At 47.7% G+C, this 23301-nt stretch carries 18 protein-coding genes; all 18 read right to left on the bottom strand.

Annotated features, from left to right (window positions below):
- Positions 1–51: 51 nt before the first annotated feature.
- On the bottom strand, positions 52–1179 hold the full coding sequence (gene csaB, locus C558_RS0102940) for a polysaccharide pyruvyl transferase CsaB (protein ID WP_018754729.1): 1128 nt from the start codon (positions 1177–1179) through the stop codon (positions 52–54).
- Positions 1155–3170 carry a DUF5693 family protein gene (locus C558_RS0102935; RefSeq protein ID WP_018754728.1) on the bottom strand — a complete coding sequence of 672 codons (2016 nt, stop codon included), beginning with the start codon at positions 3168–3170 and terminating at the stop codon, positions 1155–1157. The genes csaB and C558_RS0102935 overlap by 25 nt, the downstream gene beginning before the upstream one ends.
- Positions 3171–3276: 106 nt before the next feature.
- Positions 3277–4995 carry a phospho-sugar mutase gene (locus tag C558_RS0102930; RefSeq protein WP_018754727.1) on the bottom strand — a complete coding sequence of 573 codons (1719 nt, stop codon included), beginning with the start codon at positions 4993–4995 and terminating at the stop codon, positions 3277–3279.
- A 63-nt stretch (positions 4996–5058) separates the two neighbouring features.
- A complete protein-coding gene (gene fabZ / locus C558_RS0102925; protein ID WP_018754726.1) occupies positions 5059–5481 on the bottom strand; it encodes a 3-hydroxyacyl-ACP dehydratase FabZ in 423 nt (140 codons plus the stop codon).
- A gap of 191 nt (positions 5482–5672) precedes the next feature.
- Positions 5673–6218: a CDP-alcohol phosphatidyltransferase family protein gene (locus tag C558_RS0102920; protein ID WP_018754725.1), complete on the bottom strand. Its 546-nt coding sequence runs from the start codon at positions 6216–6218 to the stop codon at positions 5673–5675.
- A 110-nt stretch (positions 6219–6328) separates the two neighbouring features.
- A complete protein-coding gene (locus tag C558_RS0102915) occupies positions 6329–6577 on the bottom strand; it encodes a DNA-directed RNA polymerase subunit beta (RefSeq protein WP_018754724.1) in 249 nt (82 codons plus the stop codon).
- A 24-nt stretch (positions 6578–6601) separates the two neighbouring features.
- The gene (locus C558_RS0102910) at positions 6602–7450 is read right to left on the bottom strand and encodes a flagellar hook-basal body protein (RefSeq protein ID WP_018754723.1); all 849 of its coding nucleotides are present in this window, start codon (positions 7448–7450) and stop codon (positions 6602–6604) included.
- Between the two features lie 60 nt (positions 7451–7510).
- Complete coding sequence (locus C558_RS0102905; RefSeq protein WP_018754722.1) at positions 7511–8422, bottom strand: flagellar hook-basal body protein; 912 nt, start codon at positions 8420–8422, stop codon at positions 7511–7513.
- A gap of 70 nt (positions 8423–8492) precedes the next feature.
- Complete coding sequence (mreB, locus tag C558_RS0102900; protein WP_018754721.1) at positions 8493–9494, bottom strand: rod shape-determining protein; 1002 nt, start codon at positions 9492–9494, stop codon at positions 8493–8495.
- 181 nt (positions 9495–9675) lie between these two features.
- Complete coding sequence (gene spoIIID, locus C558_RS0102895) at positions 9676–9963, bottom strand: sporulation transcriptional regulator SpoIIID (RefSeq protein WP_018754720.1); 288 nt, start codon at positions 9961–9963, stop codon at positions 9676–9678.
- A gap of 447 nt (positions 9964–10410) precedes the next feature.
- Complete coding sequence (locus C558_RS0102890) at positions 10411–11160, bottom strand: M23 family metallopeptidase (protein WP_018754719.1); 750 nt, start codon at positions 11158–11160, stop codon at positions 10411–10413.
- A gap of 391 nt (positions 11161–11551) precedes the next feature.
- Positions 11552–12709, bottom strand: coding sequence for a stage II sporulation protein D (gene spoIID / locus C558_RS0102885; RefSeq protein ID WP_245583717.1), 1158 nt, complete (start codon positions 12707–12709; stop codon positions 11552–11554).
- Positions 12710–13095: 386 nt separating this feature from the next.
- Positions 13096–14436, bottom strand: coding sequence for a UDP-N-acetylglucosamine 1-carboxyvinyltransferase (gene murA, locus C558_RS0102880; RefSeq protein WP_018754717.1), 1341 nt, complete (start codon positions 14434–14436; stop codon positions 13096–13098).
- Positions 14437–14693: 257 nt separating this feature from the next.
- On the bottom strand, positions 14694–14939 hold the full coding sequence (locus tag C558_RS0102875; protein ID WP_018754716.1) for a DUF1146 family protein: 246 nt from the start codon (positions 14937–14939) through the stop codon (positions 14694–14696).
- 29 nt (positions 14940–14968) lie between these two features.
- The gene (locus C558_RS0102870) at positions 14969–17806 is read right to left on the bottom strand and encodes a S8 family peptidase (protein WP_018754715.1); all 2838 of its coding nucleotides are present in this window, start codon (positions 17804–17806) and stop codon (positions 14969–14971) included.
- A 427-nt stretch (positions 17807–18233) separates the two neighbouring features.
- A complete protein-coding gene (locus C558_RS0102865) occupies positions 18234–19799 on the bottom strand; it encodes an NADH-quinone oxidoreductase subunit N (RefSeq protein WP_018754714.1) in 1566 nt (521 codons plus the stop codon).
- A gap of 4 nt (positions 19800–19803) precedes the next feature.
- The gene (locus C558_RS0102860; protein WP_018754713.1) at positions 19804–21420 is read right to left on the bottom strand and encodes a complex I subunit 4 family protein; all 1617 of its coding nucleotides are present in this window, start codon (positions 21418–21420) and stop codon (positions 19804–19806) included.
- Positions 21421–23301: an NADH-quinone oxidoreductase subunit L gene (gene nuoL, locus C558_RS0102855; protein ID WP_018754712.1), complete on the bottom strand. Its 1881-nt coding sequence runs from the start codon at positions 23299–23301 to the stop codon at positions 21421–21423. It abuts the gene before it with no gap.

Raw genomic sequence — 23301 nt, 5'->3', positions numbered from 1 at the left:
TAACTCATCCTTTGGGTCATGATAATATGATCTCAGCGGCTCCCTACCTTATTAACGGAAATATTCAACGATTAGTTCTGCAGGTTCGCTCGCTTGTTGTTTTAAATTTTCGATAGATTCACGTTTCTCAGCTTGCCATTGCGCTCGGTTATTTAATAGATAGGAAGCTTCGGCCGACATCAGGTCAGGATTCAAGACATCTGTCGTACCTACTGGCTCCATCTGCAACCGATGCAAGAAATGATCGATCTTCGGATCATACGAAATTCCGACCATCGGGACTTGCTGCGAAGCCGCATAGATCAAAGAGTGCAATCGCATGCCAACGAGCAGCTGACACCGACTTACTTCCGCTAACATCGCTTGCGGTTGCTCATGCGGCGGACAGATGGAAACTTGACACCCTAATTCCGTAAGATCCCCCATCCGTTCGATGATATACCTTGAAGCTTCTTCATCACTTGGCAGATGGAACGGCAGGAATCGCAAATGGACAGGACGTTCCTCACATAACAATCGAAGCGCATCCGCAATTCGATGCATGTCGCCACGATCCTCTTTCCAGAACCGTACGGAGACGCCCACCATAGGCAGCGTCAGCTCACTCGCATCCAACTCTTCCGCATGGATTTCAGGATCTATGGAAATCGGCAAACCCATTACTGGGTCAGGAACCACGTGAATACGCTCTTCAGCAAGTCCCATCGACTGCAAAAGTTCGCCCGATTCGATATCACGAACCGAGACGAATTTGCTGCGCTGGAAGGCGTTACGAATAAACGGGAAGAAAGCCTTCCGATTCACCGGTCCTACGCCTTGCGAATAAATAAACGTCGGCTTCCGAAGCCACTGCGCGAGCTTAATGACACCCAAATAATACGGAATCGTCTTCGAGCCTGTCGCATCCTGCAGCAAGCTTCCCCCGCCGCTGATAAGACCATGGCTCGTCCAAATCGCACGGAACACTTTACGGAAGTCCATCCGATGTACCGCTTGAACCTGGTATAGACGTTTCGTTAACCGCGGATTAATCGATAACACAATTGGAACAATCGGAACCCCTTGAGCCTTCGATTCTTGTTCCAGCGCCGTCAAAATGGATCTGAGCACCGCTTCATCCCCGCTATTGTTGAACCCGTAATATCCTGAGATGACTATTCTTCGAGGAGTGGCGACCATTTTTTCCAACACCTTTCAACGATTTGCCAGACCAGAATTGCGACCAACCCGATAATTAAGCCAAGACCAAGACCTAATAATCCACGAATGAACGAAATAATGACTGGCGAGTGAATATGCGCGAAGGTATCGACCATCGATAATTGCCCCATCACTGCAATAATAAAGAAGAAACGTCCCCACGCATAACGAAGTGAAATGAAGAGTCCCGCCATAAATAACGGATGCGCAAGCAAAAATTCTTTATTCCGTGGACGAACGCCCATCAAATTCTCAAGCAGCGAGCGGAAAGTCAGTTCTAATGAAGATACATTACCGCTATTTCCTGTTCTCGTTAAATAGTAGTACCCTGCTGCAGCTGCGAATACGAATGCAACGACCATAATAACCGTAATCGGCATACGAAGCCATCTGCGTATTTCTTTGACCACGGAATCCCCGCAATACAAGAATACATACAATGCCACGAGCCCGATCGGAGCCAAGTGCAGCAGACTTACGCCGCGGAATTGGTTCAATACCAAGCTGTAGCTGATATTGTTGAGCAGCGCAATCATAAATGGAACAGCCATCAAAGAGATAATCGCTGTCTTCACATACTGAATAAGGGTATGAACAAGACGTGTCCCACTTGATAAGTTGCTGTTGCCCTCCCGAAGGCTTTGCGTCTTACGAATAACGAGAATAATCGCAATCGTCGGTGCACTGATCGAGACGCCAAGCGCTAATGCTTGTTCGAGCATAGCCGGCTTCAATTTGTACAATCCCGCTGCACCGATCAGCCCAAGAATGAACGCCGGCGTCATCAAAAGTGGTATGAAATACGAGATTAGTAACGCAATAAACGCAACCGCTCCAAGCACCACGATAAGCTTCAAATAATGCTGCAAGCTTGAGTCTGCTACTTGGAAAGGCTCAGCTTGTCCCATCGTAAACCCATGTTTCTCAATATCACGGATCGCATGCCCCGGTGCTTGTAAGCTGCGCACCAGATTATCGAGGGAATTCGTCAATTCCGCCTTCGTCAAATCCTTCGCTGGAGCTGTATTCAGATACAACATACGGATATTACGGTCCTTCGTCGCAAGTGAGAAGCGATCAGAGATGGTCGCCGGCGATAAGGAAGAATCCTGTTCACTCAATGAGTAAAGTCTAACTACATTGTAATCGATCAGATAGGAGAGCTTTTGGATGCCCTTCTGCGGCTTCTTCAAATTCTCAATTGTAGCAATCCCAATATTATGTTCCTTCAATCGGTTCGCAAAATCCGTGAGCGTGCCTTTGTCCGCTTCATCCGTAAATCCTGTAACCGACTCCCCATCGAAAATAATCCGGCTAACGCCCAAATCGGAATAGGTCGATAGCAATTGTTCTGTCTTCTGCGAATCGTACGGAAGAGCATCCGTCAGACGCGGTACGATATGAAATCCACGATCGTGGAGCATTTTCATCGTCATAGGATCTTGTGGCATCGGTTTGATCAGAGCCTGATCTGGTGAAGCTTCAATCACAAGCCCATTCTGATCCTTGAAGGACCATGATCTTACTTCGTAACCTAGACGGGTAAACGTATCCCGAATGATCGGCGCCAAAGCTTTCTCATTCTCTGCACTTGTAAACAACAAGTTCGTATAGTTCTGCTGCAAATTGACAGGCTGTCCTGTTAATAAAGCCAACTCATTCGCATTAAAGAGCTGAATCTTGCGGCTGGACTTGAATTCAGATAGTGTACTCTCGTACATTGACATGGATTGAACGCCAGCATCTTTCAATTTACCAAGCCATTCTTGAACAAAAGCGTCCGGGTTCGGCTGAACCGCAGCGACATCTAATAAATCGCGATAATCAAAAACAATCTCAACTTTTTTCGAAGTATTCTCCGTCTGGATACGGTCATAGACAACAGGCATCGCAGCGATGATGGCCACAATAACAATCCACCATAACCATGAGCGAACACGTGTATTCCAAGGATGCAAACGTTGAAGCACAGAAAAACCTCCTAAATGATGTACATAAAATTTCAATACCTCTCCAGAAAAATCGAAGATTTTCCGGAGAGGTCGTAAGTTTGATGCGTTTAAATGGTACTTAGGGCTACAAGCGCTCTACAACAGCCTCGACAAGACGGTTTAGCGCCGCTTCAGACTCGCTATAGGACTCGTCCTGAACCGCAAAATAGATCTTGATCTTAGGCTCTGTGCCCGATGGGCGAAGGCAGAACCACGACCCATCCTCTAGAATGAACTTGAGTACATTCTCAGGCGGTAAGCCGTCAACGCCAGCAGAATAATCGATGCATTCGTTGATGTTCACACCTGCAATCGATTTCGGTGCTTGCTCGCGCCATGTTGTCATGATCGCTTGAATCTGCGCAACACCGTCAATTCCCTTCAGCGTACGTGACTCTAGCTTCTCCATAAAATATCCAAAGGATTCGTACAATTCATGCAGCACGTCGTACAACGTCTTCCCTTGGCTCTTATAATAAGCAGCCGCTTCACAGATCAACATTGCGGCAATGACCGCATCTTTATCTCGCGCATAGTTTCCTGCAAGATAGCCGTAGCTCTCTTCGTAACCAAATAAATATGTATAATTTCCTGATTGCTCGAACTCGGACATTTTCTCGCCAATATATTTGAAGCCTGTCAACGTATTCATCACGGTCGCACCATAGTGACGTGCAATCGCCGCACCCATCTCACTCGTTACGATCGTCTTCACTACAGCACCATTCGCCGGCAATTGCCCCGCCGCTTGGAGTTGGCTAAGCAAATAATTGACCATGATCGCACCCGATTGATTGCCTGAAAGGACAACATACTCGCCATCTGCATTCTTCACAACAGCACCCATCCGGTCAGCATCGGGATCCGTACCTACAATAATGTCAGCATCCACTTCTTCCGCAAGCTTCATTGCAAGCGTAAAGGCTTCACGCTCTTCCGGGTTCGGCGATTTCACAGTTGAGAAGTTACCATCCGGCTGCTCCTGCTCGGCTACAACATGAATATGCTGGAATCCAATCTCCTCGAGCACACGGCGTACAGGCATATTCCCTGATCCATGCAATGGCGTATAGACGATACGGAAATTCTCCCCGAGTCCGCCTTCTCCAGCAATCAATGCACGATTACGGCTCTCAGCGGCAACCGTCTGGATGTAATCTTGATCTTCCGCATCCCCTAACCATACGAGCAAGCCTTTCGCTTCTGCTTCTTCTCTTGAAATGCTGCGAATGGCTGCAAAAGAAGGTACAGACCCAATTTCAGCGATAACTTGCTCCGCTTCATGAGGGACAAGCTGGCCGCCTTCTCGGTTATAGACTTTGTAGCCATTATATTCTGGCGGGTTATGGCTTGCTGTAATGACAATCCCACCCGTTGCACGCAGTGCGCGAACCGCATACGATAGCTGTGGTGTTGGGCGCAGCGATTTGAACACTTTAGCTACAATCCCATTCCCTGCTAACACGAGCGCCGCCTCGAGCGCGAACTCTGGCGAATGATTACGCGAATCGTAAGCAATAACAACGGAAGGTTGCTCGGATGCCCCTGCCTGTTGCCCCAGAATGAATGACGCAAAGCCTTGGGTCGCACGTCCAATGGTATATTTATTCATCCGGTTCGTTCCCGCACCCATAATGCCGCGCAAGCCGCCCGTACCAAACTCTAATTCTTTATAGAATCGTTCTTCAATTTCACCTGGTTGATCAGCAATTGCATGTAATTCTTGCTTGGTCACTTCATCAATGAGTGTATCTTGAAGCCAGCTTTCATATATTTCTTGCGCAGTAAGTGTTTCAGTTGTCATTAGAAATAAGCTCCTTCCGTATTTTAGGTTTTATCTCTATTGAGTACATACTCACCTTTGCCATTAAGCAAGGGCAAACATGATTTCTCCCTCACATACCACTTTATCGCCAACGGTCGCGACAGCTTTTCCTTTACCGATTGGCCCCTTCAAGCGGATGATCTCCACTTCAAGACGCAGTGTATCGCCAGGCGTGACTTGATCGCGGAAACGGAATCCATCCAGCCCAGCCAAGAATCCAATTTTACCTTTATTCTCTTCTTTCATTAGGATTGCTGCTGCACCCACTTGAGCAAGAGCTTCAACAATAAGCACGCCCGGCATGACAGGATGTCCAGGAAAATGGCCTGCAAAATGCGGCTCGTTCATCGTTACATTCTTAATCCCTACTGCACGTTTGCCTTCTTCCACTTCGATAATGCGATCTACGAGTAGGAATGGGTAACGGTGAGGAATAATTTCTTGAATTTGTTGCGTATTTAACACGATTTTTGCCCCTTTCGAAATTCACGCCCGATCAGCGTATGAATAAAAACCCCATGCGATGCAAAAGCTACCATCGTCCTTCATGTGCTGCAGAATGTGAAGGTTAAGATAAGGAGCTTATTTCGAGTGCATAACTAGCCTCTGAATAAGCTCTTTTTGACCTGTAAAGATGCTCATGAATGTAGAAGCACTTAAAGACGTTCACCCTTATTGACGGATGAGATCGGGGCTTCCACTTGATTTAACCCTCTAAATTGTATGATATACATGATGGAAGTTACAAATGAAAAGATGATCACGCCCCATAGCAGCATTTCAGCATATGGGAACTGGAAGAAAATCCACATGATTGCGACGTATAGCAATACCGTAGTCAGCTTCCCCATCCAATTCGCTGGAACGGTCTGAAGTCCCCTAAAATGAAAAAAGGCAGACCCAACAATCATACCCAAATCACGAACGGCCATCGCCGCCGCTGCACTCCAAGAGAGATCTCCTGACCATAGCAAGGAAACCATCACGGCGAGCATCATGGACTTATCTGCGAGGGGATCTAACATGACACCTACTTTGGTAATTTGATTCGTTCTACGCGCAATATAGCCATCTACAATATCCGTTAGTCCCGCTACCAGAATGATGAGAAATGCGATATATCTAGCCCCATAAGCGAAGACCAAGATATAAATGGGGATTAGCATAAAGCGGGCCAACGTCATTAAATTGGGCACATTCAAACTAGGGTCCCCTCCATTGTCTCAGTTCTCCCAATCATTATACAACTCTGGTAATAAAAATAAAACTCCCCGGTAGGAGGAGTTTCATACTGGCCAAAATGGCCTATGCTCTATTTGGCAAAGATGAGATCGAATACATGTTGCCATGTTGCCCATTGAAATACATCTCCAAGCGGTCGTTTGCCAACGATCACATAACCGACGGATAACCCGGCATAAATCACAATAACCCATACCGCAATAAAGATCAGAATACGCCAAGCTCGCCATGCGGGCTTACGCTTACGTTTCTTCACCGTCGTCTGTTTTGGTTTATTCACACGAGCATCCTGTCTCATTTCATTACTAGCTTCATTCATTGGACTATCCCCACTTCAACTGCGCTAGCCGCGCAGATTATTCGCGAGTCCCATCATCGTATCACTGGATGTTAAGGCTCTTGCTGTCAATTGATACGCGCGTTGTACTTGCATGAGATCAACCATTTCATTCGCAAGATTGACATTCGATTGCTCTAGAGCACCTTGCCGAATCGCAATGTCTTTCCGCGTAAATGGATCAGAAGGATCCATATTGGCTAGGTCTACAGTCTGCATAATCGTATTCTGCGCCCCAACGGGGAGCACATATAAATTCTGTTCGGTCTGTTGGAGCAGATTCGGCTGCGTTGGTTCAACTACTTTCAAAAACCCGATATCTTGAATATCCGAAGAACCCGGCTTCAGAGCCGTAATATGTCCTTTGGGGTCCACTTGCATCACATAGCCATTCGGAATACGAATCGGATCATCGTTGGTATCCATAACCATATATCCATGATCAGTCGTCAAGTAAGCATTCTCCAGATCACCATCAACCATGCTAAGTTTGAAGGATCCGTCACGGGTCCAAGCCTTATTACCTTGCGCGTCCAACTCAATCTCGAACATCGCTTTGCCCTCCACCGCAAGGTCTGTCGGAACGTCCGTTACCTTTAGTGATCCTTGTGTCGCATCTTCCGATAGTGCGGTCATCCGTGTTCCCCAAGACTGCGTAAACCCAAGTGGTGTCGAACGTCCCGGTTGCTTCATCTTCGAGTCATGCTGCTGGATATTCGTCAGTACGTCTTCGAACGAAGCTTTCTTCGCCTTGTATCCCGTCGTATTCGAATTCGCCATATTATCGGAAATGATATCGAGCTTCTGCTGAATGCCTGTCATCGATACCATAGCGGAAATCATTGAGTTATTCATTGATATGTACCCCTTTCACGTGAAGCGGAAGTCTCCGCGATACCAAAGAATGATCTACTTCTAGACACGTCCCACTTCATTTACGGCTTTATCTAAGCTGCGATCGTAATACTGAATGATCTTCTGGTTCGCTTCATAAGCACGTGCTGCAGCCATCATGTCAACCATGGATTGCGCGGAATCAACGTTCGATCGTTCCACCGATCCTTGGCGCACTTCCACAGCATCTCTCAGCCCAAGTGGTCCTGCATTATTCGCAGCATCTTCTTCGGTCGTGAATTTATAATTGCCATCGCCTTCGCGAATCAGCAAATTCGGGTTCTCTATCCGGGTAATCCCAATCGCATTCATCCCCACCACAGGCTGTCCTGTTGCATTATCCAGCCACTCGCCCTTCGCATTTACACGGAGGTTCGAGATTGGGACTGAATTCCCCAATTGATCTTTTAACTTAATCGGCTGACCGTTTGCACCGAGGACTAGTGACCCTGTACTGCTAAGCAGATTGTCATCCTTATCAACCTTGAATCTTCCGTCTCGGGTATAGCGCGTCTCGCCATTTGCATTCTGCACTGCAAAGAACGCCTGAGGCTTGTACTTCACTTCGCCGTTATCTAGGACTTTCCGGCCATTCGCATCAAAGACAATCGGCTCATTGGTACTCGGATCAATTGCTTCAAGATCCGCAAGCAGAGCAAAATCCGAACCATTTCCTGTCTCCGTTACATCGCCTTGCGTATACTGCGGCAGACTCTCCTCCGCGAACACACCTGTGTTCAGCTTCCCTAAGGAGCCGCGCGGGTTATGATCGCCCCCCATTAACGAGACGAGCATCTCTGGAAAAGACCGTTCCACAGCATTGACTTGTTTGTACCCCGGTGTATTAATATTGGCGATATTATTAGTTACTGTATCATGTCTACGCTGCTGACTAATCATCCCTGCGGCAGCCGTATATAAACCTCGAAGCATCGTGGATCCCCCTCATCTAAATCGATTGATGCTATACACACTCAAATCTACGTATAAAGCATATATCGGTTTATCTGAAGTTTTTCTTTACGACCTTGTCCAAATTATCGAGCATAATTCCCGTACCTTTAACTACGCAATGCATCGGGTCCTCAGCAACAAGCACCGGCACTTTCAACTCTTCGGCGAGCAGCTCGTCCAATCCGTCCAATAATGCGCCGCCGCCTGTTAGGATAACCCCGCGATCGATGATATCGGCAGACAATTCCGGCGGTGTCCGTTCCAATACCGACTTCGCTGCTACGACAATGCTCGTTACCGATTCCCAGAGCGCTTCCCGTATTTCATTCGAATTAATCGTCACCGTAAACGGAAGTCCAGATACCATATCACGCCCACGAATGTCCATCTCGGATTGGCGTCCATGCGGATAGACTGTTCCGATATTGATCTTGATATCTTCGGAAGTCCGTTCTCCAATTAACAATTTATATTTATTCTTAATATATTTCATGATCGCAGCATCGAACTTGTCCCCTGCGACTTTAATAGAAGAGGCGGTAACGACGTCGCCCATGGAGAGCACAGCTACGTCCGTTGTCCCGCCGCCGATATCAACAACCATGTTCCCGCTAGGCTGGAATATATCCATTCCAGCCCCGATTGCTGCTGCCTTCGGTTCTTCTTCCATAAAAACTTCCTTCGCACCGCACCGCTCTGCCGCCTGACGAATCGCCTTCTGTTCAACCGAAGTTATATTCGTCGGCGCACAGATCAGTATGCGCGGGTGACTGTACCATTTGCGACCGCCAACACGATCGATGAAATATTTAAGCATCGCTTCCGTAACTTCAAAATCGGCAATAACTCCGTCCTTCAGAGGGCGTATCGGAATGATATTACCCGGTGTACGACCGACCATGCGTCTTGCTTCTTCACCAACCGCTAGTACCCGTTTTGTTTCACTTTCGATTGCTACGACGGAAGGTTCGTCAAGCACGACACCTCTACCCTTTACGTGAATCAGCACGTTCGCTGTGCCGAGATCGATCCCGATATCCTTGCTAAGCATAATTGACCATGTCCTCCAAAGTATACAGTTTTAATAAAGGCAGTTCAAAATCACCTTTTGAACCCACGATAATATAAAAGCATTCGACATTACCCGGGAAATTCCTTCAAAAAATGTCATACCTCTATAAATTACCACACTTTAGATTATATGAGCAATTACGACTTCACTCCTCACGGTTCTAAGACTTGCCTGCGACGATCACTTCGCGCTTTTTGTTGCTCGTTTTCTTGTACTTAATCTTAGTTGCCTCTCCTCCCCGCAGATGTCTAATCGATTTGTGGTATTCCAAAATGTGCTTTACTTGGTCAGCAAGCTCCGAATTGATCTCCGGCAGTCGTTCGGTCAAATCTTTGTGCACCGTGCTTTTTGACACTCCAAATTCCTTCGCAATGGTTCGAACCGTGTTCTTCGTTTCCACGATACAACGGCCTATTTTAATGGTGCGTTCTTTGATGTAGTCGTGCACGCTCCCGCCTCCCTACTCGAGATAGTTTGGTACATTATATGAGGGGCGTGCCTATATATTCTTTGTTTCCAAGACAGACAAGCTGAAATCTGTACAATTATTTTCTGAAAACCATGAATTCGATTCTGTAAAAAGGCTGCAATCTCTTGACCAGACTGACTTTGCACGCCAAAAAGGCGAGCTCATCCCGGGATACCCTAAGGATGCTCTCACCTTGAACTTGATTCAAGTTACTTACTTGATTTCAACAAGCTGAACACGCTCAGCTGAAAAGTTGGATTCATATCATCTACGACGAGGAACTTTTTCTCGTGCCCAACCATTTAATTGACTTACAAGATCGCTAACATTTTTGTAAGCATGAAGTTCGACGCTTTATGGCAATAAAAAAACCTCCATCCGGCATAAGCCGAATGAAGGCTGTTTGGTTTGACGTTATAGCATTGTTTATTGTTTGCCTAATAGAGTCTGTGGATTGACCGGCTTGTTGTCTTTATGGACTTCAAAGTGAACGTGAACGCCAAGATCTTTCTCGAGTTCGTTGCGACTGGCTGTACCAATCACATCGCCTTGCTTGATCTCCATATCTTTCTTCACTTTCAAGTCTGTCAAGCTCTGATAGATCGTTTTCGTACCATCAGCACTTTGAATCTCGACCACTTGACCCGCAACAGGGTTCTTATCTGCTCTTGTTACTTTACCGCTGAGTGCAGCAAGAACTTCGAAAGGTTTGTCGTCTTTACGTGCTAAGTCGATCCCCACATTCGGAATGAATGTGTCGTTGTATTCGACCATTGCATCCTTATGTACTTCAGAGGAATCGTTCGTATCATAGAACGGCATAACGACTTTTACATCTTTCTCATTCTCGACAGGCCATGCGATTGGTTCGCTGTTCGTAGCAACTTCCGTCGCATCCGGTGTTTTTCCATCCGTGGTCGCATCCGTTGTCTTTGTACCGTCTACATTCTCGGTGATGGTGCTCGTGCTGAGGTCTGGACTAGTTTTGGATCTAGCCCCCTGGTAGACGACCAATACGGTCAATAAGATTGCGATTGCTGCCATGTACACTGCTGGAAATACCCATTTCTTCGACATTGCTCTTTTCCATGAAGAAGGCTTCGCGCCCGTTACCCCTAGTGAGTTTTTAGGAGATTCTTCATGACCTGCTTTGTTTTTGTTTTGTTCATTATTCATTCTCTATCACCTCAATAACCATTGTTACCAAGGCTTTTTCTTTTATACGTGATTGGAAAAGTAATTTTTAAGATTCATAGTGGAGGGGAATTACGAGCATGTTTTGGGAGAAGGTAATTCTAATGATATGAAAAGTAGATCCGAAGAGGTGTTCCACTCCAGCCGGCTCTTGTCCGCCCATTCCCTTGATTAGATGTTATGGATGGAATGGGCTACCAAAGGCCGGACGTAAACTCTTACGTGGAACACCTTCTTCTCCTTTTTAATTTCATATAGAAGAAGGGACTTGGCAACATGCTGCAATTCGGGGGAGCAAGGGGGCTTGCGGGGCTATTGAATTGAAGCCCAGACAAGCTTGTTAAAGATAGATACATCTACCCCCGCCTGCTAGTTATTCCTGAGGCAGGAACTCTGCAGATTGTTCCAAAGAGATGCCCGTATAGTAGTGTCTTAGAATCTCTTCTACCGACGCGCCCTCTTTTGCCATCCCATTCGCTCCCCATTGACTCATCCCCACACCATGGCCATAACCGTATGTCGTGATCTCGATATTGCCATCACGAATCTTCCATGTAAATTCACTTGAGCGAAGGCCCAGTTTCTCTCGCACTTCCTTGCCCGTGTAATTTTTGCCGCCAATCCGGATGAGCTTAATCCGGTGCCCTTCGGTCTTGGATAATACGCGAGGCTCGACGGCGTTCGCATAAGCCTGCTGTTTCCGCGCCACACTTGCCGAAGCCGGTAAGGAAGGCAGTGACACGCGTAATCGTCTCATAAATTGATCGAGCGTCATACGGACGGTATCCGTGTAATGCGGCGCAATCGCCTTATCCCATGGACTCGACACGCTGCGCAGATATGGTATTTTATTCGACCACACATCTTCGGAATTCTCGGTATACCCGTTACTCGTCGAGAAGAAGGATGCCTCGATGGGTGAACCTTTATAAGTCATGACGATTCCGCGTGTCTCACTGACGGCTTGGCTCAACCGAGCGAGCTTTTTGCGGTTCTCGTTCAACTTGAGTGTCTTGATCGGCAAATACGCTTGATGGGTGACGGTATCTGTCACATCCGCCCCCTTCACAGGAACGCCGGTTGTATCTTGATCCGCCATCCGTCTAACAATGAAGGTGCGCGCTGCAATCGCCTGCGCTTTGAGGGCTTCCATCTCGAACTCACTCGGCATCTCGGCGGCAACAACGCCGCGGACATATTGTTCGAGCGTGACTTTCTCGATCGCTTGGTCGCCCGCGAGGTAGACGCGGACAAGCGGTTCGCGCGGCACAGCCTCTTGCAGAGGCGGGCTCGGCGCGGGTTTGGGTTCACGGACGGCGACTGTCTCGTCCGTCACAGGGGTGTGCTGCCGCTGCACGAGCAGCGCGGGAATGATCATGCACAGCAGGAGCATTCCCGCCGCCCAGGCGAGCGGCCCCCGCCGCGTCAGCCTGCGCGGCGGCTTGCGTCCCGCGCGGGCGACGACTTCGCCGCGCGGGACGCGGGGTTCGCGGGCGGGTGCTTGCACGCCCGCGGTGGGGCTAGCGCTCACGCGCACAGTGCGGTCCGCACGTGCGCTGGCGCTGCTCTTAGGCCCGTCCTCCGCAGGACGGGCGTGATCCTCTGAAAGCTTCACCGTCATTCGTGTCATTGCTAGGTTCCTCCGTCTGCTTGTCTTTCTACTCTACTTATTAGTATGAAGCGAGAAGACATGCTAGAACTTCGAATAGAATCGATTTCACCTTACCGTGCTTAGATTCACGTTCTATGATCTAGTACTAAATAAGATGTCCAACACATCCCAATCTAGTATTCCCCAAAAAGAACCACCCTAGTATTTCACGATTTATTCTAAAGCCTCACTCCGACTCCGTTGCAACAACACAAAAAGACCGAAACGACAAATCGTCATCTCGGTCTCTACATTCAAAGGTTAAGTTATGCCCAAGTAGGCTGCACTTGGAACAGCGGTTTCTTCTCTTCTTTCTTCTCCACCTCGAGTGGATTCAGCTTAGATTCATCGTAGGATACACGATAAATATCTGCACCCAATTTCGAGAGCTTCTCAGCCAAGTTCACGTAGCCACGGTCGATATGATGCACGCCGCTCACTTCCGTCGTACCTTCTGCAACCAATCCTGCACAGATTAAAGCTGCACCTGCACGTAAATCCGTTGCCGTTACTTTCGCACCGAAGAGCTTCGATCCCCCGCTAACGACAGCCGTACGGCCATCGACTTTGATAGATGCGCGCATGCTCATGAACTCATCCACATGCATGAAGCGGTTCTCGAACACCGTCTCCGTTACAACCGATGTCCCTTCGGAGATGAGTAGCAACGCCATCATCTGGGATTGCATATCTGTCGGGAATCCTGGGTAAGGTAAAGTCTTCACATCAACTGAACGAAGTGGACGATCCGCAGTAACACGAATGCCATTCTCGTCTGGCTCTACCGTTACGCCCATCTCTTGCAGCTTCGAAATAACTGGTCCTAAATGATCGGCAATAGCACCCTCGACGTAGACATCGCCACCTGTCATCGCTGCAGCAATCATATACGTTCCCGCTTCAACACGATCCGGGATTACCGTATGCTCCGCACCTTGCAGCTTCTCAACACCTTCAATTCGAATGATTCCCGTTCCTGCGCCACGCACCTTCGCACCCATCGCATTCAGATAGTTCGCGAGATCCACGATTTCAGGTTCTTTGGCTGCATTCTCAATGATCGTCACGCCTTCAGCTAACGTCGCTGCCATCATAATATTTTCAGTTGCCCCTACACTTGCGACATCAAGATAGATCTTCGCACCGCGTAACCGGCCATTAATTTTCGCTTCGATATACCCTTGGCCAAGGCCAATTTCCGCACCCATCGCTTCAAAGCCTTTCAAATGCTGATCAATCGGTCTTGTGCCGATCGCGCAGCCGCCTGGCAATGAAATACGAGTGTGGCCCAATCGTGCTAATAAAGGTCCCATAACAAGGAACGATGCACGCATTTTACGAACATATTCATAAGGTGCTTCGCATGACTCAATGTTCTGTGCATTGACACGGATCGTTTCATTGAGATATGTAACCTCTGCCCCTAATACCCCTAGTACTTTATTGATCGTCATAACATCGTCAAGAGGAGGTGCGTCATAGATCACGCTTACTCCATCTTCCCCCAGTAGAGAGGCAGCGATTATCGGAAGAACAGAGTTCTTTGCACCATTGACGCGAACACTTCCGGTTAACCGTTTGCCGCCGCGGACGATAAATTTGCTCATTCTGGTTCCCTCCGCGATAAATTTTTACCATTTTCTCCAAAATAACAAAGATAATGACACGCCTGTTTTGCTCAAAGTTCATATTACCATTCAACCCTAAAGACTTACAAGGGTTATTTTCGCGATCATATCAAGAACTTATTAAAATAGTTACAAAATCGTAACATTTCTATTCATTTTCTTATTTACCAGTCTTCACACAATTGTTCGATGTTATTCGACACAACTTGCAGACTGCAGATTAATCATGGCTCAATTTAGAACAAACCCTTAAGCCGCTGTGTCCACTCCCAATATTGGAGCACGAATTCAGACACCCAGTGACCGATAATCACCGATAGGAACACGTGTAACAGCTTTCCTTGGGGCCCCTTGGCATTCCTCAAGAACAAATCAAACTTCACCGCTTGAAGCGCCCACCAGGCGAGTCCAATACAGCCTAACGTTACGATAATACCGACCAATCCACTTAAACCAACCAACGATGTCATCGAATCATCCATGCGCAGCTCCTCCTTCCGATTTCAACCCATTATTTAACCAAAATTTCGTATAACATGGTCGTGAATTCAGCCCGGCTCGCCGAAGCGTCCGGCTTAAAAGATCCATTACTGTAACCTTTCAAATATCCACGTGATTTCATTTGACTCAACATCGGGGCAGCCCAGTGATTCACACTCACATCGGTAAAAGGACCTTTACCGCTTCCTCTCGGCTTCTCCTTCATCGCATTACCGATCATCACTGCCATCTCCGCACGTGTAACGAACCGGTTCGGCGCGAAGGTGCCATCCTGATAACCATGTACAATCCCTGCTGCTTCAGCTTTGGCGATATCGGCATACGCCCAATGCTTCACATTGACATCGCTATACTGAACCGCATTCCCTGCTTTGAACTTAAAAGCCTTGCTTAGGATGGAGACTGCTTCCGCCCGAGTGATCCCTCGATCTGGCTCGAAGCGATACCCATCATACCCACCAATCCATCGCCGCTCCGTCAAAGCCGTAATCGCTGGAACCGCCCAGTGGCCTTTAATATCTCGAAATCCGGCTATAAGTGTTTCTGCATGCATTTTGAATTGATAGTATTGTCCATTAAACATTTGATTGGTCGACAATCGTACGAGATACGTTCCCGGCTCCATGATTCGTGCTGATTTGAGCGATGTATTACCTAAGCTATTCGACATCTTGAATAATGCCTTCTGCTTGCGATCATATACGTTCATTGTAACAACACGGTTCGAAGGAATGCCTCTAACACTTAGCTCCACATAACTCTTCTGGTCTACACGATATTCGAACCAGTCCACATCTGTATTCGATCCGAATACGCCCATATAATCGGTATCTGACACTGCTGTTACCGCTTGATAGCTCTTGTCATTCGGTTCATTGGGATCCGTATATTGCGTAACGTATTGGATGGATAGCTTATATTCACCGGCAACAGCACTTGCTTTTGGCGAAATCGCATTATAGACCCGCATATAATACTGACCCGGCTTGATATCCACAAGCGTAATGCTCTCACTGTCTGAGCTATCCTCACTGAAAGAATCGATTGTTAATTTCTCCATCCCAGGACCGCTGATCTCCATCGCCGGATCGATACGTGCCGTATCACTATCGAGCTTGAGCCGTAATGTTCCTTGATCCGTCACACGGAACACGAACCAATCCTCATCTCCGTCCTGATGGAAGGTTCCAATGACCTCCTGACTTCGTGTCGGAAGTGTAAAAGCCTGGTATTGCTTATTGTTATGCTCGTATGGGTCACTGTATATCGTAAATCTTGAAATCAATTTGTACGTTACAGGTGTTTTGGACTTCATATTTGTCAGCTTAAATTGCAAAATATTTTTGCCCTTTTTCACTGGAATCTGTGTCTTCGTATTCGTTAGACTTGCAACTTTGGTTCCTCCGGCTTTCGTCGAAGTGTAATAGGTCAGCTGCAGTGGCGTTCCGCCCTGAATAAGTTGTGTCTGAAGGGTCAAGGTCCCATCATAAGGTGCATTGACATAGAACCAATCTTCATCCTCTCCTTGCAGTACAGCAGACATCGAAGTATCAATCGGAAACGCCTTCGCGATCTCACGACTTCCGTTATCCTCGTAAATATCCTCCTTTGGTTTCATCGTCAATGCCCGATCTGCGCGGAGTAGACCGTACCCCGTCTTCGCATCCCATCCCATCGTTCCAAGATCCTGTGCCGACTGGCGAATTAAATTGCGAATCTGATAAGGCTTCATATCCGGATATTTGGACCAGATCATCGCTGCGACAGCTGCAACTTGCGGCGCAGCCATCGAAGTTCCTTCATCGCTTGTGTAGCCTCCACCTAACGCTGTGGTATAGACCCGCCATGGAGCAACGACATCCACTTCTGGACCATAGTTCGAGCGTGGCTCTGCGGTCTTCAAATCAGCTGTCCCACCGACAGCGATCACTTCGGGATATGCCGCAGGATATTTCACGGCTACTTTTCCGGCCAACTCCGCTCCATCATTCCCCGTTGCTGCGATGAGTAATACCCCTTTGCTCTCTGCGTATTGCACGATTTGCTGCATATAGGTTGAATACCGATACAAGCCTACGGATAGCACGACGATCTTCACATCATGTTCAATCGCATAGACAATCCCTTCGCCGAGCTTATCTTCATCACCCGATCCCGAGGAATCCAGCGCCTTAATCGGCATTACTCTTGCATCCCATAATATGCCGCTAACGCCCAATCGGTTATTCCCCACGGCTCCAATCACACCCGCGACACTCGTCCCATGTCCATTATCATCCTGCGGAAGCTGGCTAGGCTTAATCAGATTAACGCCATCCACCAAATTATCTCGCAAATCCGCATGCTTCAAATCCACCCCGGTATCCACGACGCCGATCGTAAGCTTGGTGTTACCTGTGACTTGTTCCCAAGCCGAATCAGCATGAATCTGGCGCAAATATTTCTGACTCTCATAATGGGTATCGTTCGGCACCTTGAGCACCGTTACCGGATTATTCGACTGCACATACTCCACTTCGGCAGATTCTCTAGCCCGTGCCAACCAAGCCATCGGTTCAATCCCCTGCTTCAGACGTACAACATAGACATTTACAGCCTCTTGCTTGCTTAGAACTTCTGTATCATGTAATAAACCCTGATCTTGGGACGAGCCTTTCCATTTTACGATCCAGGATTTCGGTTGATCTTCTTCGATTTGTGCTTCCTGCGCAATCTGATTGCTATTCGTTGAATGCAGCTGCGACTGCTCTGCCTTTGCTGTCATCATCCCTGTTGTTGCTTCACTCATGTACTGCAGTAGCAGCATACACATCACTACGACGACGATGCGGTATCGTAATCTTTTCATTGCTTCTCCTATTCTACCATCCATTTACCTATCTCATGTTTCTTCTAAAAATGAGTGTTCAAAAAATCGGCATTTCAGCACCTGAAAGTTTTCTATGAAAACTTACATCGTAAGCATATGCTAAGGTTGCGAGAACCTGAAGGGCATATGCTTCCGTAGCGAGTTTTTCTTCGAAAAACTTTTAGAGGAACGGAGTTTAGGCGAAACCTAAATGAGTACCGGACTTCGAAGGTGAACGCAAGATTCGATGACGGTTATGCTTCTTGAATGACTTCGTGATCAAATGATGACTTTTTGAACAACCTCTAAAAATAGGTACCTCTACTTCTTCGATACGCCGGACTTAATCCCCTTTTACTTTGTAGAAGATTGCATCTGGCAAAAAAAGCCTTCCGCGAAGGAAGGCTCTCTTCAATACTTTTATCGACTAACTCCCTACTCGAATGAATAAATCAAACGAAAGGGCAAAAAATTTATTGATCACATCTAGCACCGTATTCGGCATAACCCCGAGATAGATCGTTGCAGCAACACAGATCCATACCGTAATCCCAAGTGGTGCTGGGAATCGAATGGAAGGCATCTCACCCACCGAACGCATATACATTTGACGGATGATTCCGAAGTAGTAGTACAGTGAGATGACGCTGGTAATGATCATGATCGCAGCGATCCAATAGGCCTTCATCTGTGCGGCCCCGAGAACAATGAAGAGCTTTCCGATAAACCCGCCCGTAAGCGGTATGCCCGCAAAGGACAGGAGCAGGATCGTCATTCCCACCGCGGTAAAAGGAGCCCGGTAGTACAACCCTGCGAAGCCGCTGATCTCATCATGGCCCGCATCCCGACTCACAATCATCGCCACGGCGAATGCGCCGATGTTCATGAATAGATAGGCAATAAGATAAAACGCGAACTCGGAGAAATTCGAGACATGCAGCGGTGTCATGGATAACCCGATCGGTACGAGCAAGTACCCTGCGTTCGCAACACCGGATAAGGCCAGCAATCGCTTCATATTCCGTTGACGAAGTGCTGCCGTATTCCCGATAACCATCGCGATCGCAGCGACGATCAGGAGCGTGAGCATGACATCACTGCTAATATACAGATATTCTTGGCTCGCGAGCGGGAAAAATACGTTATAGACGATTCGGAATAAAATCGCAAAGCCAGCTGCCTTGGAAACGACCGCGAGGAACGCAGTAACTGGCGTCGGCGCCCCTTGGTACACATCTGGCGCCCATACGTGGAATGGGGCAACCGCGATTTTGAACCCGAATCCTGCGAGCATCAAGAAGAAGCTGACATAGATTAAGACTTTGAAATCGTCCAAATGCTGCGATAACATCTGAGCAATCGTAGCAAGATCCGTCGATCCTGACATCCCATAGAGAAAGGACATACCATACAATATGAAGGCGGAAGAGATACTTCCAAGTACGACATATTTGAATGCACTCTCATTGGATTTGAGATCATTTTTCTTAAGCGCTACGAGCACATAGGAAGTGATACTCAACAATTCAAGCCCAACATATAGCGTAATCAGATCGCCAGAGGATGCCATCATCATCGCACCGAGTACCGCAGGCAGTAGTAAGTAGTAATACTCACCCTTATGCGGAATCTCTTCCTCACGAATCGATCCTAGACTCATGAAAATAATAAGTGCCGTTCCGCCTAAGAAAATAATTTTCAGCAGATTCGCAAAATCATCAACCCGGTAACTCTGCCCCAGTAGATGCAGCGCCTGAGCTGTTGAAGCCGTCTCTGCCCCGCTGCTCATATCGATCATCCGCCAGACGACAAATCCGAGGGAGATCAGTACAGCTACCAAGGAGAATACACCTAGCCCATCACGATTGACCCTTTTCGGTAAGAATAAATCTAGCAGAGATAGGAGAATTGCCGCGATGACCAATGTTAATTCCGGTGCCAAGGTGGCAAGATCGGCCCATTGCAGTGGCATGATCGTTTCAGTTGGATTCATGGGACTAACCTCCTACCTTGATAAGTTCTAGAAATTGGTCGAAGCTATGCTGCAGCGGATCAATGAGTATCGTCGGATAGACACCGAGCAATACGATCAATGCAGTCAGAGCAATCATGGGCACAGCCTCAATTAGACGAGCATCACGGATGCCGATATAACGGTCTTCCATCGGACCATAGGTGATACCCAGTACCCCTCGTAGGACGTAGACAGCGCCTAGAATAATTCCAAGTGCACCTACAACCGCAACAACTTTCATCGTACTGAACAAGCCTAGGAAGGAGAGAAATTCTCCAACGAATCCCGATAAACCAGGCAAACCTAAGGATGCAAGACCTGCAATAAGTAGAATCCCACTCATGAAAGGCATGCTTCGCGCAAGTCCGCCAAGCTCATCCAGCTGCGTCGTAAGCGTCCTTTCGTAGAGACTGCCGACAATCAAGAAGAACAATGCGGAGATAAATCCATGCGAGATCATCTGATACATCGCGCCTTGCAGACCGATTTCATTCAGTGCCGAAAGTCCTAGAAGAACAACACCCATATGACTGATACTCGAATAGGCCAGAACAAGCTTGAACTCCCGTTGGACGAGAGCCAGCACGGCACCGTACAGAATATTCACAACCCCAAGAATAGCTAACGTCGTTGACCACGATTCCGCCTGATGCGGGAACAAGAAGAGTGCAAATCGAATGAGTCCATAGGCTCCCATCTTCAGCAGAATCCCCGAGTGAATCATAACGACGGCTGGTGGCGCTTCATTATGCACCTTGAGCATCCACGTATGAAACGGGAAGAATGGAAGCTTGATACCAAAGGCAACAAGGAGCAAGACGAAAATAGTTGTCTTCATCCCTTCCGACATGAAGAAAGCACTCGTCATTTGCTCTGGATTCATATTGACATAGGAATTCGGATCCAACAGGTTCTGCATAATGGTCGATAAGCTGCCAGAATACATATAGTGCCCTTGCGCATTCGCAGTGGTATCGATCGTAAATCCTGCCGTTGCAATTAATAGGACGAATGCGATCAGCATGAGCGCAGATCCAAAGCCGTTATAGATCAAGAACTTATTCGCCGCTCGCTCGCGGCCTCCGTAACCCCAAATCCCGATTAAGAAATACGTTGCGACCAAGGTCACTTCGAAGAATAAGAAGAATAAGAACAGGTCTCTCGCCATAAATACGCCGAACATGCCCACTTCAAGAAGTAAGAATAAGATGAAGTACATTTTCGTGCGCTTCTTAATGTGAAACGAAGCAAGTGCTGCCATCACACTGACGACCGCCGTCAGTAGGACGAGGAGAAGCGATATGCCATCCATCGCAAGATGATAATTAAATTGAATACTGTACGATGCAAACTGGTCAGCCATGAACTCTTTGTTCAGCGCAATATTGATCCATCGTACATTTTCTTCATAGGCCGTGCCCTTACCGCTGTATTCATAGGCTGCATACATCCAAGTGGCAAGACCGAGTGTAAGCACCGTTGAAGCGATGGCAATCACTTTCATCGCTCTGCTCTTATCCTGCGGCATGAATAATAAAATGAGTACCCCGAGCAGCGGAGACAAGGCGATGAGCGTAAGAATCGGAATATTGGCAATCATCTACCATAACCTCCTTCCGACAATACCCAAGATCAGAATGACGCAGCCGAGCAGTGTAATCAATCCATAAGTCTGCACCTGGCCGTTCTGCATCCGTGTCGATGTCCGTCCTGTTAGGACCGTCAACCCGGCTACGCCGCGAACGATACCATCCACGATCCATTGATCGAAAGCGGAGAGCGCGAGTCCGATCGCACGCAGTGGTGCTACAATGATCACTTGATAGACTTCATCGATATAATACTTATTCGCGAGTAATTTCGTAAGCCATGGCGCACTGGAAGCAATCGCATCCCGCGAGATTGATTTTTGACGATAAATGAGCCAGCCGAGTCCAATGCCAAGCAACCCAACGACCGTCGATAGGATCATGACGATCACATTCGCATGCTCCTTCGTCTCCGTGCCTTCCAGCCATGTTCCGAACCAGCTATTAAATGGTGTGAAGACGAAACCCGCTACGACAGCTAGAATGGCGAGCAATACGAGTGGAATCGTCATTGTCGCTGGAGATTCGTGCGCATCTTTAGCGGCTTCCGATTTGCCCGTGAAGACCAAGAAGAAGAGTCTCGACATATAGAACGCGGTGAAGAACGCAGCAATGAGCCCGATAACGAATAATCCTTTGTGCCCTTCCCATGCTGCGGTCAGAATTGCATCCTTCGACCAGAATCCGGAGAATGGCGGAATACCCGATAATGCTAATGCGCCAATACCGAACGTCCATGCCGTTATTTTCATTTTGGAGCCTAAGCCACCCAATTCATTGACATCTTGCTTATGAACCACATGAATCACGCTACCTGCACCAAGGAATAACAATGCTTTGAAGAATGCGTGCGTAAACAAGTGGAACATCCCTGCTGTTACGGACCCGATTCCCAGTGCCATCATCATATAGCCGAGCTGACTGACCGTCGAGTACGCAAGGATCCGTTTGATATCATTCTGCGCAATCCCGATTGTCGCTGCGAAGATCGCCGTGAACCCGCCGACATATGCGACGACTTCCATCGCCGCCGGTGAGGCATGGAACACTTCGAAGGTTCTCGCCACCAAGTACACACCCGCTGCAACCATCGTCGCGGCATGGATCAGCGCACTAATCGGTGTTGGACCTTCCATCGCATCAGGCAACCACGTATGTAGTGGGAATTGACCGGATTTGCCGATCGCGCCTACGAAGATTAGAATCGCAATAAGCGTAGAGATCCCCGCGCTAATGCCAGCAGCGGTCATCACCTCAGGCTGTGTGAACACATTATGGATGGATGCGAAATCTAGTGCATGATCCGGCATGTAGACGTAGAGCAGCAAGATCGCGATAAATAGGCCTACATCCCCAATACGTGTTACGATAAAAGCCTTCTTGGCAGCTGCTTTGGCTGCCGGTTTCTGATACCAGAACCCAACCAACAGGAAGGAACAAACCCCTACAAGCTCCCAGAAGATATAGAGCTCTAGTAAATTCGACGAAATGACCAACCCCAACATGGAGAAGGTGAACAGAGAGACATACGCGAAGAAAATATTGATCCGGTCATCGCCTTTCATATATCCTCTGGAATAGACATTAACGAGTAAACTGACGAACGTCACGATCATGAGCATGAGCGCATTCAGGTTCGTGACTTCGAACCCGACTGTTAGATTCACATCACCGAATCGGATCCAATCCATATTTTTGGTATAATCCTCTGCCTGACCGCCGATTCGCTCGATTCCTATTAATAATGCATATATAAATGAAGCGAGCGTAAATACTATACTGATCCATCCACCGATCTCTTTCATCTGCCGACCAAGTGCCGTAAGAATCAGGAAGGCGATCAGCGGGAGGATCGGAACGACAAAGGCATATTGCGAGTAGACAAATTCCAT

The sequence above is a fragment of the Paenibacillus terrigena DSM 21567 genome, assembly GCF_000374845.1.
GTDB classification, from domain to species: domain Bacteria; phylum Bacillota; class Bacilli; order Paenibacillales; family Paenibacillaceae; genus Paenibacillus_K; species Paenibacillus_K terrigena.
The sequence above is the reverse complement of the archived record's forward strand: the minus strand, read 5'-3'. Positions and strand labels throughout refer to the sequence as shown.

What these genes read in the sequence shown, in the direction of transcription:
- csaB (WP_018754729.1), bottom strand. Translation starts at nt 1,179, where the DNA reads ATGGTCGCCACTCCTCGAAGAATAGTCATCTCAGGATATTACGGGTTC.
- C558_RS0102930 (WP_018754727.1), bottom strand. Translation starts at nt 4,995, where the DNA reads ATGACAACTGAAACACTTACTGCGCAAGAAATATATGAAAGCTGGCTT.
- C558_RS0102915 (WP_018754724.1), bottom strand. Translation starts at nt 6,577, where the DNA reads ATGAATGAAGCTAGTAATGAAATGAGACAGGATGCTCGTGTGAATAAA.
- C558_RS0102910 (WP_018754723.1), bottom strand. Translation starts at nt 7,450, where the DNA reads ATGAATAACTCAATGATTTCCGCTATGGTATCGATGACAGGCATTCAG.
- C558_RS0102905 (WP_018754722.1), bottom strand. Translation starts at nt 8,422, where the DNA reads ATGCTTCGAGGTTTATATACGGCTGCCGCAGGGATGATTAGTCAGCAG.
- mreB (WP_018754721.1), bottom strand. Translation starts at nt 9,494, where the DNA reads ATGCTTAGCAAGGATATCGGGATCGATCTCGGCACAGCGAACGTGCTG.
- C558_RS0102890 (WP_018754719.1), bottom strand. Translation starts at nt 11,160, where the DNA reads ATGAATAATGAACAAAACAAAAACAAAGCAGGTCATGAAGAATCTCCT.
- murA (WP_018754717.1), bottom strand. Translation starts at nt 14,436, where the DNA reads ATGAGCAAATTTATCGTCCGCGGCGGCAAACGGTTAACCGGAAGTGTT.
- C558_RS0102875 (WP_018754716.1), bottom strand. Translation starts at nt 14,939, where the DNA reads ATGGATGATTCGATGACATCGTTGGTTGGTTTAAGTGGATTGGTCGGT.
- C558_RS0102870 (WP_018754715.1), bottom strand. Translation starts at nt 17,806, where the DNA reads ATGAAAAGATTACGATACCGCATCGTCGTCGTAGTGATGTGTATGCTG.
- C558_RS0102865 (WP_018754714.1), bottom strand. Translation starts at nt 19,799, where the DNA reads ATGAATCCAACTGAAACGATCATGCCACTGCAATGGGCCGATCTTGCC.
- C558_RS0102860 (WP_018754713.1), bottom strand. Translation starts at nt 21,420, where the DNA reads ATGATTGCCAATATTCCGATTCTTACGCTCATCGCCTTGTCTCCGCTG.
- nuoL (WP_018754712.1), bottom strand. Translation starts at nt 23,301, where the DNA reads ATGGAATTTGTCTACTCGCAATATGCCTTTGTCGTTCCGATCCTCCCG.